The organism is Paenibacillus sp. FSL H8-0104, assembly GCF_038050215.1.
Classification (GTDB): Bacteria; Bacillota; Bacilli; order Paenibacillales; family Paenibacillaceae; genus Paenibacillus; species Paenibacillus amylolyticus.
The window spans coordinates 6161590-6174202 of the sequence record NZ_JBBOTC010000001.1; the positions used below are offsets into that span (position 1 = coordinate 6161590).

A 12613-nucleotide genomic window follows, 5' to 3' on the forward strand; every position below is an offset into this window, starting at 1 on the left:
TCCCCCTGCAGATGAAATTCACTTAATTATTCTTTTAAGATAATCTGGTTTTCGTTTTTCTGACTATAGTAAAGAGAAAAGCCGATCTTTTTGAAAAATTGAGAGATATCCTTGCCAGTAGGAGAATAATTATTATCCCAGCCTGTTAAATCATTACTAATTGAAATCACAAAATGCTTGGGATCTTCCCAATGTCTGAATGAGTAATTATTGGGTAAAGAAAACTCATCTCCAAATGTAAATGAGACATCGTTTGGTCCTTTGACAAGTATCGAAAGCTGGTCTTCGGGTAAATCTGCTATACCATTAGTCTGAATGACTTTATATCCCTCTTTATTTTGGAGTAATTCCCAGCCCTCGTCGCCTGTAATATCCCTTTCGGTCCCATATTGTATCTTGTTAAGCGCTTCTATATTTCTCTCGATCCATATTTCTTCGCCAGTAGATGCTTTAAGCTTATTCGAATATGACCTAAGATCGTAGAATACTAACTCTTTATTATCACTTTCAATAGGTTCTTCTATTATGTTGTCTGACAATTCCTTTTCAAGCTTGTCAACATATTCAGCCGAGTAACCATTTCTATCTATATATATCCCTGTATAACCGGAGTAAGCCATAATATCTATTGCCTTTTTCACAGGTTGTTTAACTAATTCTTTCATCCAACTATCCCCATAGCTATTTTTCATAACTCCGAAACTCCACTTCAAATCTGAAGAATGTATATAACCTTTTAGTAAATCATAGTTCCCCATGTTATGAAGAGTCTCACCTTCTGGAAAAGAAACATAAGGTAACTGAAATATCATAGATCCTTGCGGCATAGTGTTACTGATACGCTGTATAAATTCTGAATCATTGTTATAGTTAGAGGCAATCACTTCTTTAGGCGGTAAAGGATGCGTAGTTTGATCGTAGATTCCGATTAGTGATATAAGTAGAGATAAAGACACTATCCAGAGAATCCTTAATTTTCTCTTCCTTTTTTTCACCCAGCCATCCAAATTTAAAGCAAGAGCTAAAAAGGAGAACAACGCAATAAATATACTCAATCGATTATAGCTTCTTATTTGGGGCGAAACTAAAGCAGCAAAGAGAACACCAAAACCTCCAATTGTGCCCAATAAGATAGCAGTCATATTCAAAATTGATAGTGAGTTATTAATATTATCTAGTTCGTTATTGTTTTTTCTTTTAAAGATCAACAAGAATAAAAGAAATAAAAACCCTATCGATCCAATAAAGCCCAGACTAGCTGTATCATTTTCATTGACTAGGGGTGCTTTTGAGTTGTACTCATTTTTCTTTTCTTTTATCCAGTCAACATTATGGTTGGTCGTAGGTAGTAATAGTTGAGCGATTTTAAGACCATATACCTCTGCTGCTTCAAAATTTCTATCTGAACTTATTGAACTTTCATCCGATTTACTTAATTTATAAATTATAGTGGGGGATATATTACACAATAAAGTGGATGCTACTAAAAGGATTAGCACCAGAGTTTTTATTAAATTAATCATTTTCTTCTCGGTTATCAGTTGCACTAGACCAACTACAAGTAGAAAAAAGCAGGCAAAAAATGCGTAATATGCACCTGTTGACCCTATTAAAATACAAATAAGAATAGCTACCACAAACTTAAAATTAACATTAAATTGATGTTTAAGAATCCTTCTCTGTTGGGATTCATTTCTAACCAAAAGAAAATCTGGTTCTTTAACAACCCATATCATGACCATTACGATTAGTGGAACAGCATAATAGCCTAGCAAAAATAAATGACCCAGTCTGATGATGTGGTAGGGCAAAAATGCATAGAGCAAACTAAAGCTAACAGAAAACAAATAATTCACTTTAAATTGTCTAAAGACTGTAAAGGTAGTGAACATACACAATAAAAAAGTTAAAAAATAATACATATTCATGACCCATACATAATTCGGGTTAATAATAGACAAAATTTTCATTATAAGATACTGAAAATTATCCCCACCTAAAGGATAGTCATACATTTCAAGCCCAAAAGGAGCTCCTACGAATGGATTAAGATTGTACCACCCGTTCTCAATCATTCCTTTAATAAACAGACTGCTAGATATGCTATCGCCACTATAAATATAGGGTAAGTTCATATCAAAACCATTAATTCGTAACACATAGTACATTACAACTAACGTGAATATTAGACAGCTTACATATTCCAGTGGGACTCTTATTTTTTTATTCATAAAGATTTTATATATTCGTTCCAATTAATTGTCCCTCCTGATTACATCATCTTCTCCAATATACTCCCCTACTTGAACCTCAATTAAATGTAAATCTATCTTCCCTGGGTTCTCGACCGTATGCTCATCGCCCATATGAATGAAGGTTGATTCATTTCTACGAAGTAGGGACTGTTCTCCATTCACTGTAATTAAAGCCGTCCCGCTTACAACGATCCAATGTTCATTACGGTGGAAATGTTTTTGCACACTAAGCTTTTCCCCTGGCTTCACTACCACTTTTTTTATCTTATAATTCGTTGAAATATCTAATTCCGTATGGTTTCCCCACGGTCTGTAAGCAGTAACATGGTTATCACAAAGATTAGATTTTCTTCGTTTCAATTCATTAACAATTTCTTTTACTTTTTGAGAAGAGCCATGTCTGGATATCATTAATGCATCAGGCGTATCTACAATCATGAGATCTTCCACATCGATGGTTGCAATCGTCCTGTCATTTGACAGGATAAGATTACGCGAAGAATTAACACTAATATAATGATCAGCCAGAGAATTACCTGCCTCATCTTTGGGCAGTTGTTCATATAAAGCTTCGAAGCTGCCAAGATCGGACCATCCAATGTCGGACGAGACGACTTTTACGTTGGTACTGTATTCCATAACCGCATAATCGACACTGTTAGAAGGTATGGCCTCCATCTCTTCTTTGAGTACACGAATGGTGTCGTAATGGAATCTTGCATTGTTAAAAGCCAAGAGCGTTCTATCATAAATCTCATTGGCTGAGGCCTCTAATTCCTTGAGGAATACCCCTGCTTTGAATAGAAACATTCCGCTATTCCAATAAAAGTTTCCTGATTTCAAATACCTTTCAGCAGTTAATAGATCTGGTTTTTCTTTAAAGGAAACCACAATCTGACCATCCGCTTCTATGTATCCGTAACCTGTTTCAGGATAATTCGGGTTAATCCCAAATGTTACCATGTGTCCTTCAAGAGCCAGTCCTTTGGCTATTTCGAGACAACGATTATATTCTTGCTGATTTTGAACTACATGATCAGATGGTGTAATCAATACCAATTCATCTTCCTCTGCAGCAAAACAAGCCAAAGCTATAGCCGGCGCGGTATTCCGGCCGACTGGCTCCAGGATAAATTTATCTGCTTTCATCTCTAACTCATTAAGATGATCTAATGCCAGGAAATACTGTTCTTCATTAGATACAATATATGTTTGATCACAAAGGGAGGCATTTCTCTCCACGGTCATTTGAAATAAAGAGCGGTCTCCTATCATTTTATTAAATTGTTTAGGATACAAAGTTCGAGATAGCGGCCATAACCGGGTACCATTCCCTCCGCATAACACAACATTTATCATATTCGTATCTCCTAGTCTTTAAAATCGAGAGCAAGGATCTTACTAGCAGCCTCTCGCGTGAAATATTTTTCTATATATTGGACTGATGCTTGGAAATGGGCATTCCACATCGTTTCGTCTTGATACAATTGAATGACGGAATGAGCAAACTGCTGTGCATCATTGGCTATTGTCATTACTAGCTCAGACTCTTCCAATCCTTCTGAACCGATTGATGTTGTAATAACAGGCACTTGATAATAAATCGCTTCGACTACTTTTCCTTTGACGCCCGCTCCGTAACGTAGAGGCACAATGACAAGCTTGGACTGATTATAATATCTCTCCAATTCTTCATCGGATACAAACCCAGTAACGATTACATCCTCTGCGGATCTTGCTTTTAAATCATCAGGAGGATTCGAACCCACAATATAAAGCTTCACATTTGGAATGTCCCTCTTGATGGTATCGAAGATCTCATCCAAAAACCATACGATTCCATCATAGTTCGGAGCATGGTTAAAACCACCAACAAATAGCAAATCTTTTCTAGCATCAAAGCCCTCAATCTTTTTAGCGTAATTATAAGAATGTTCATACGGAAATAACGGAATATTTCTTACTGGTTTATTCGGGAACTCATTTTGAAGCAGTGATTGTTCATATGAACCTACTACATGAATAACATCAGCATCATTAAATAGGGAAAACTCTGTTTTCTTCCACTCTTCTGAGGATTTTATAAGATTTATATTTCCCGTTAATTCATAATTTCTCATTTCTCTAAGAAAATGAAGATCGTGGCCGAAATAGATGATTTTCGCTGAAGTGAATTTCTTAAACGTTTCCATGTATTTTATAGAAATATGTGGACGATTAAGATAAACATAATCAATATAGGCTCCATTATTTTTAATCCATTTGTTTATATTTTTCGCATAATAGTCTCCATATAAGACTTCTATTCCAAGTTCTTGTAAGTTCGAAGTGTAAGGCTCATGTTTAAAGAAATTATCTCCTATGAAAATCACATGGAAACCCATCGAAACAAATAACTGTAAATAGAAATACGTCGCTCTACTACCTGCATCTTTGTCATAATGCGGCACATAGTGGTCCACGACTACAATGGTTTTTCTACCTCCAGATCTGTCTCTTGCCCAAAAAATATGTTCTGCATTTGGAAAATGTTCTTGCTTCAGCACCGAATCCCATTTATGCAAAAACTTCTCTTTATTTTTGACCTGATAGCTTTTAATCCCACTGTTTGTATCTGTCCCATGAGATATTCCTTCGAAATGGACAATGACAGATTTGGGTTGGAATATAACTTTATATCCTAAATCCCTAATGGAAAACGCCAGATCTGTATCTTCAAAATAAGCGGGCACATAGCGTTCGTCAAATCCGCCCAAATCCTTCCATATATTGTGTCTAACTAAAATTGCCGCCCCTGAAATGTAGTCAACTTGCTTCACATAGTTGTATTCTGGCTTGTTTGGATCGTCCAATCTTCCGAAATTCCAACCACTCGCATCATTCCAAATAATGCCGCCTGCTTCCTGTTGTCTACCATCCGGATAAATCAACTTGGATCCTGCCATACCAATTCGGGAATCTGAGTCCATCAGTTCCACTAGTGAACTTAACCATTTAGGCTGTACATTCGTATCGTTGTTCAGGAAAAATAGATATTCTCCTTTAGCACACGCCGCTGCATTATTGCAGTTAAGTAGGAACCCACGGTTAACTCCATCTCTTACTACTCTAATGTTAGAAACATATTCATTTATCTTTACGGTATCATCATCGGACATGTCATCGGCAATGATTATTTCGTAGGTTACATCAGTGGTGTTTTCAAGAATGGACGCCAAACAAAGATACGTATATTTCCATTGATTATACACAGGAATAATAATGGACACTCTTGGATTCTCTTCAATTGGGAAGCTCAACTGTTCAAAATTCACAATGTCAGGCACTGCAACTTGAAGAGTTGGAAGTGGCGTTTCATTATGTTTCTCAATGTAGTTATTAATCCTGCCGTTAAGTCGACCCGTGTCTTCCGCTTTTAAATAATATTTAAGTTTCCGAAAATTGGCTTTGTTCAAGGCGGATAACATGATTTGAGGTCTTTTTATAGTCATTTTGGTGAGTTTTAACAACATACGACGCTTGCTGTTCATAGGAACCAGACTATCACGCAACCTATAATAACTGCTCAGAACTTTCCAACCGCTGGACTTGTAAATATTTTGGAGTGTCCTCTCTTCTTGAAGCAATAGATCGATATGCCCTTTCTGGTTCTCGATCCGAACTAAGTGTTCATTCAGCTGCTGTGAGAAATATTCGTTCTCTTTTTTCACTTTTTGAAGTTCGTTCTCGGCCTCCAGCTTTGTGCCGTAAAGTTCATCAAGTTTCTTTTGAATTGCCTCATATTCTTTATTAGAATGTTCTAACTGATCATTTAAATCTTCTTTCACATTCTTCATTTGCGCGAGCCTGATCCGGATTGATTCGAGTTGCTTATACTGTTCTCTTAAAAATTCAACTTCTTTGTCTTGAAGAGAAATATGATTATTCCGTTCTTCAACTTCATCCTGAAGAGTCATAACTCGTTCAATAAGATTTTGATATTGCCCTAACTGTACATTAATGGAGTATGCAGGTTGGGCATTCTGAGAATCATTTGAGCAAAATGCAATCATATACTTCTCATAAAATCCCTCTTTTTTCTCCTGTTCTTGCATAAAAAATTCAGTCCCTCTTGCAGTTGAAGGGTTATCGATTAGTGATACCACTTCGAAACGCTGAGAGACCATATTTACATAAATAAAATATTCTTTTAGTAGTTCAGAAAATTCTTCTTTATATAATTCTTTCACATGAAAATTGTTACTGTATCCTCTTTCATCAGAATAGTATTTCTTGTTTGGGGTAGAGATAATGAAGGTTCCATTTTCCTTCAACAACCTTTGAACCTCTTTCAAAAATGCTAACTGCATTTGTTCATCTACGTGTTCCAATGTTTCGAATGAAACAATGATGTCAAATGAGTGATCAGGAAAGGGCATATGATCTATACTCGTTACAAAGTAATCCAAATTATCCTTCACATATCTATTCTTCGCATGATTAATTGTCTCTGAATCAATGTCTATACCGATAACCTTAGCCGCGGAATTTGATAATAAAAATGAACCATAACCTTCGCCACATGCGGCATCCAGAACTGATTTATTTTCGACTAATTGATTTAGCATATTGTACCTTTGAGTATGCTCAATCTCTAACTCCTCATCTGATTCATTAGGTATAAATCGCTCCCCCGTAAAATCCAAGTTTATCCCCACTTTCTATACGATTGCTGAAAAAGAAACATCTTTCAAACACAGAATACCACTAACAGATTCATAGCCGAGAGGTAACACTTCAACGACCAAAGCATCGTGGACCCAGCTATGTTGCTTATGTTCTTGTTGCGTCCCGGAAGCAATCGCTGGCGATATTGTATAAGAACCATGATTAAGGCTTGGGAATCGGAAACCAAAGCTAAAAACGTAGCTTTCACCAGGCTGAAGTGACTCGAGTTCGTCTCCAAGGATATAATTGTTTGTTTGAACAATAATATTTCCAAGCCGATCCTTCATTGAAAAACCAACAATGGGATAATCAATAATTTCATAAATATCCAGTCTGATCAGGACTTCTACTTCTTGCTCCGCTTCTACAAGCGTGACCTTATCTTGCCCGTTGGCTTCAAACATTGATATTCCAGTGATAACTGCTTTTTCATCACCCATCATATCTAGATTACCTTGTAATGAATCTACCAAGTGTGCCTTCGAAGAACCAGTGAACTCTTCCCCGGAATCAGACAACTCACTAAGATCTAGCTTTTTGTAATTAGCGCCAATCATAAACGCTTGGTATTTTTTTGAGATGTCTCTTGGCGAACCTTCCTCCACAAGTTTCCCCTCATTGATCCATACAACTCGATCACAATACTTGTTAATTACTGACATATCGTGAGTTACAAACAAAATGGTTTTCGTTTGCTTCAGCTCATCAATTTTTCTGTAACATTTCTGCTGGAACCGTAGATCACCAACACTGAGTGCTTCGTCTACGATCAATATATCAGGGTCAACGTTTATGGCTACTGCGAAAGCAAGTCTTACAAACATACCACTGGAATATGTTTTAACTGGTTGGTATATAAATTCACCAATGTCCGCAAATTCCAAAATCTCGTCAAGCTTCAACTGCATTTCGTCCCTGGAAAAGCCCATTATCGTTCCATTTAGATATATATTCTCCAGTCCTGTAAGATCAGGATTAAAGCCTGCTCCCAGCTCTAATAACGCAGAAATACTACCTTCTACATGAAGTGAACCGGATGTTGGGGTGAGTACGCCCGTAATCATTTTAAGTAACGTAGATTTGCCAGATCCGTTTTTACCAATAATGCCGAGACATTCCCCTCTATTTACCTGAAAATCAAGATGATCTAGCGCAGTGAATTTTTTATGATATATTTTGTTTGAAAAATGTAAAGCTTCTTTCAATCGATCTACCGGCTTATTATACAGTTTATATTGTTTAGTTAGGCCTTTAGCCTCAATCACATAATTGTTCATTATATTCCACCCTTAGAGAACATCAGCAAAATGCGGTTTCAGTTTGCGATATAAGAAGTACCCCACTACAAGTGTAACAAGAGTAAACGACCAAAAATAAATTGTAAGTTTCATGTCTTGCCAGAACCACTGCCGATAAATAAATACCCTCCGGTAACCGTCTGTAATATAGTACATAGGGTTAGCCTTAAAGAGAAACATGTATTTTTCTGGGATCATTTTTAGTGGATACATAATTGGAGTTAACCAAAACCCAAATTGAACGATCAAGGCCACAATCTGTGCGGTATCCTTAAAAAAAAGAAGCACTGAGCTTGTTATCCAAGATAGACCTACAACAAGCAATACTGTAGCAATCAGATAATAGAATATTTGGAGATAGTATAGCGTGAATTCATATTTATATATTGTAAACATGAGTATAAGGAAAACTAAAAAAAACAAATGGACAAACAATGAAGAACAAATACGAATAATCGGCAGTATCTCTAATTTAAATACAACTTTCTTAACGAGAAAATTGTTGTCGGTCACGGACGTAGTTGCCGTTTGAAATGCATCTGAAAAGAAATTCCAAGGAATCATGGCACATATCAACCACAGGATAAAAGGTGCATCATCTACTGGAGTTGATCTAAACCCAACTTGAAACACAAACCAAAACAATAGGATAGTCACCAGAGGCTGGATAAACGCCCATACAGCACCGAAATAAGATCCCAGGTACCTTTTTTTGAAGTCACTTTTGGCCAAATCAAAAATTAGCCTTCTCATCTTTACAAACTCCGAATACATATGTTAAGTCCTCACTCACTTTTTATTTGAAGTGGAATAGCTGAATAATCCTATGTTAGAATATTGTCGTATCTACAAGAAAAGGAGACTCAAACCTTGTCGAATCCAGTATACGGGAAACAAAGGAAGACGTCGAGCAAAGTAAGTACTAGCTCAACTTCGCCTCTACTATGGACCCTGACCATAGGACTGATCATATTTTTACTCTGGTCCGCTTTTCAAGTTGCGCTATTCAATGGGCAATTGCTGCAATTTGAAGCTCCTATTTATTGGGCGGTTGCAATCACTACCCTCCTATTTATCATCTGGGTAGCCATTTACTTCAAACAAATCAAGTTAGAAACACAGCAAGATTGGCTCAAAGTGGCCGTGCTATTGATTCCACTTACCTATGTACTATCCCTCATCAGTGCTGCATCGGAATATTTGGCAATCAATATGATCCTCATCCAGTGCATTTATGCGATAATTTTTGTGATGACGATGTACCTGCTTCAAAACAACAAAATCAATCATATCATACAATCTTCTTTAATAGGAATTGCATATGTTATTGTGGGTTTTGGTTTGTTAAACTGGCTAGGAGCCTTCAGTTTCGCCGGCAAGCTGGTGGGGTGGTTTTCTGCAGGAGTTATTAACGGTGTATACAACCAAGCGATCTGGAATGATTCAAACGGACCACGACTTGCATCAGTGTTTCAGTATCCTAATACATACGCCGCATTCCTAATGGCATTTTTATTTATCACCATTTTTAGTATGATCCGTTCCAAAAAAGTGTACACGCAGTTTCTACATAGTTTTATGCTTGTACCTATTATTTTGTCGCTACTGTTGACACTTTCCCGGACTGGGCTTGTCATGCTTCCGATTGTGTTCGTTATACTGTTATTATTGTTAAAACCCGCTAAACAAATTCTATGGTTTATCTATAGCGGAGTAGCCGCAATCGGCACACTGGTTGTATTGAATCCAATAAATACAGCAGGACTTGAATTGCAACTACAATTTTCCGGCTCACTCGCAGCCAAGGGTTGGATTTATCTGTTAGCAGCATCCATCATTGTGGCAATAGTAAGTTGGGTTATCCAGCGTTGGATCGCACCACAACTAGAGCATGGCATTCAATCCTGGTCAGCTCGAAAAGGCTCCAGTTTATGGATTCCACTAGGATCTGTTATTCTCACAGTTGTTGTTTCCGTGCTTCTGCTCGGTACGAGTGTGAGAAACATTTTACCTGATAGCATTAGTACACGACTTGAAAATATCAATTTCCAACAACACAGTGTACTCGAGCGAATTACGTTTTATAAAGATGCTACAAAGTTATTTGCAGACTACCCAGTCATTGGTGCGGGCGGTGGCGCTTGGACCGCCTTGTATGAGAAGTACCAGAACAATCCTTATATTAGCGCCCAGGCTCACAACTTCTTCATGCAATATCTGGTTGAGGTCGGGATCATAGGCTTTGTTGTTTTTATGGCATTTATTCTCTTTGTATTCTATCAATATGTGCGTGCTTATTTAAAACGGAGTGAGGAAGAACGCGAATCGCATTTTGTGTACTTCATTCTATCGATGTCCATTCTGGTATTGAGCCTTCTCGATTTCAATATGAGTTATGTCTTTATTGGAATCTTGGTATTCCTTGGACTCGGCGGTATGGCTGCTGCCATGGACCCCAAGCCGATGCGTCGATTGAAGATGAGCGACTCCACCGCACGCGGAATCTACAGTTCGATTTCGGGAGTAGCTGTAATCGTTCTGCTCATTATGTCTATTCGTTTCCTGCAAGCGAATCAATATGCCTACGAGGCTAAGGAGGTAGCTCAAACGAGCCAAGACTTCCAGATGATCAAAGCTCCACTGGAAAAAGATCTTTCGATTCGAAGCACACATTCAGACTCCTTGCTGATGCTGGCTTCCCTGTATCAACAAGGCTATGAGCAAACAAAAGATGATCAGTTCTATACAGCCTCAGCACAGTTGCTCCAGCGTGGTCTTGAAGCAGAGCCCTTTAATAAAGGTATGGTTAAGCAACTCATAAGTTTAGACGAATTGAAGGGTGAGTTTGACCAAGCGTATGCACTCCAAAAAGAATATGCGGCCAATTATGTCTGGGATATGGCTTGGTACGAAACACTGATAAGCCGTTCATTCGATCTTGGTTATCAAGCACTTGGACAAGGCGATGCAGCTAAGAAGGAATCTTATTTCACTTCAGGTCTGGAAGCCTATCAGCATGTTGTTGATGGAGTAGAACATCTACAGACCCTCCCTGAAGGACAACTTCAAGGACAGCCGTTCGAGCTGACTCCAACAATGATTCTGAACGCGGGGAAAATAAAATACATGTTAAACGATTCTGCTGGAGCAGCTACTATCCTTAAGGGTGGGATTGCAGAGGATCTGACCGATGCTACCAACCGTGAAATTGCTCGTTGGTACCTTGCCGCTCTAACGAAGGATGGGCAACAAGATCAAGCTATATATGATAAGCTTATCGCTGTCGCACCTAACGAAGCAGACGAGATTAAACAGATAGCAGAACTGAATTTCTAATAACAAAATGCACTAGTGGTCCTCTATAATTCCACACAAAAAAGGTTTGCCTTCATCAAAGGGCAAACCTTTTTTGTGATCTAATTCATTAGGGATGTGTTAGTTCGACGCCACTATCTTCTTTAAATACGCCAACAAATCCTCCCTCAGATCCGGGCGTTGCATTGCGTAGTGAATCGATGTCTCAATAAAGCCCAACTTTTCACCAACATCATGACGTAACCCATCAAAATGATAAGCAAGAATTTGTCGCTGTTCATTCAATCGGGACAAGGCATCCGTGAGCTGGATTTCTCCCCCGACACCAGCAGATTGTTGACCCAGTATCTCAAAGATATCCGGTGTAAGAATATAACGTCCCATAATAGCAAGGTTCGAAGGGGAATCTTCGGTCTTTGGTTTCTCAATTAAGCGGCGGGCCCGAAAGACACGATCATCGGTAGGGGTCAGCAACTCTCCGTCCACTATCCCATAGCGGGATACCTCGCTCCAATCAACAGGCTGTACACCAACAATCGGAGATTGCAGTTCATCGTAGACATCGATCATCTGCTTCAGGCAGGGATGTTCCGCTTCCACAATATCATCCCCTAACAGGACGGCAAAAGGCTCGTTGCCGATAAACTTGCGGGCACACCAAATGGCGTGACCAAGTCCCTTCGGTTCCTTTTGACGGATATAATGAATATCTGCCATCTCGGAGGGTTTGCGTACTTCGTTAAGCAAGTCCCACTTCTGTTTGTCCGCCAGATTCTGCTCCAGCTCAAAAGAATAATCGAAGTGATCTTCAATGGCCCGTTTCCCTTTACCTGTCACAATAATGATATCTTCAATGCCTGAAGCTACGGCTTCTTCAATAATGTACTGAATCGTTGGCTTGTCCACGATGGGCAGCATTTCCTTAGGCATCGCCTTGGTGGCAGGCAGAAACCGGGTACCCAGCCCTGCGGCTGGAATAATCGCTTTGCGAATACGCACACGAACCCACTCCTTTTGCTAGATACATATTTTAATATA

Annotated in this window: 7 protein-coding genes; 1 reads left to right on the forward strand and 6 read right to left on the reverse strand. The window is 38.6% G+C overall.

What is annotated here, in order from left to right:
* Positions 1-26 precede the first annotated feature (26 nt).
* The 5 genes from NST38_RS27245 to NST38_RS27265 are packed head-to-tail and all read right to left on the reverse strand — an operon-like array spanning position 27 to position 9013.
* Positions 27-2255, reverse strand: a complete 2229-nt coding sequence (locus NST38_RS27245) for a hypothetical protein (protein ID WP_341344201.1) — start codon at positions 2253-2255, stop codon at positions 27-29.
* Positions 2256-3614: a mannose-1-phosphate guanylyltransferase/mannose-6-phosphate isomerase gene (locus NST38_RS27250; protein WP_341344202.1), complete on the reverse strand. Its 1359-nt coding sequence runs from the start codon at positions 3612-3614 to the stop codon at positions 2256-2258.
* 11 nt (positions 3615-3625) lie between these two features.
* A complete protein-coding gene (locus tag NST38_RS27255) occupies positions 3626-6940 on the reverse strand; it encodes a glycosyltransferase (protein ID WP_341344203.1) in 3315 nt (1104 codons plus the stop codon).
* A 15-nt stretch (positions 6941-6955) separates the two neighbouring features.
* Positions 6956-8239, reverse strand: coding sequence for an ABC transporter ATP-binding protein (locus NST38_RS27260; protein ID WP_341344204.1), 1284 nt, complete (start codon positions 8237-8239; stop codon positions 6956-6958).
* A 12-nt stretch (positions 8240-8251) separates the two neighbouring features.
* Positions 8252-9013: an ABC transporter permease gene (locus NST38_RS27265; RefSeq protein ID WP_341344205.1), complete on the reverse strand. Its 762-nt coding sequence runs from the start codon at positions 9011-9013 to the stop codon at positions 8252-8254.
* A gap of 117 nt (positions 9014-9130) precedes the next feature.
* Here NST38_RS27265 and NST38_RS27270 point away from each other — a divergent pair, with 117 nt between their 5' ends.
* A complete protein-coding gene (locus NST38_RS27270; RefSeq protein ID WP_341344206.1) occupies positions 9131-11596 on the forward strand; it encodes an O-antigen ligase family protein in 2466 nt (821 codons plus the stop codon).
* A 99-nt stretch (positions 11597-11695) separates the two neighbouring features.
* Here the strand turns inward: NST38_RS27270 and galU are convergent, their stop codons facing one another.
* Positions 11696-12574 carry a UTP--glucose-1-phosphate uridylyltransferase GalU gene (gene galU / locus NST38_RS27275; protein ID WP_076254112.1) on the reverse strand — a complete coding sequence of 293 codons (879 nt, stop codon included), beginning with the start codon at positions 12572-12574 and terminating at the stop codon, positions 11696-11698.
* Positions 12575-12613 lie beyond the last annotated feature (39 nt).

Coding starts and splice junctions, on each gene's coding strand:
- NST38_RS27250 (WP_341344202.1), bottom strand. CDS start 3,614: ATGATAAATGTTGTGTTATGCGGAGGGAATGGTACCCGGTTATGGCCG.
- NST38_RS27260 (WP_341344204.1), bottom strand. CDS start 8,239: ATGAACAATTATGTGATTGAGGCTAAAGGCCTAACTAAACAATATAAA.
- NST38_RS27265 (WP_341344205.1), bottom strand. CDS start 9,013: ATGAGAAGGCTAATTTTTGATTTGGCCAAAAGTGACTTCAAAAAAAGG.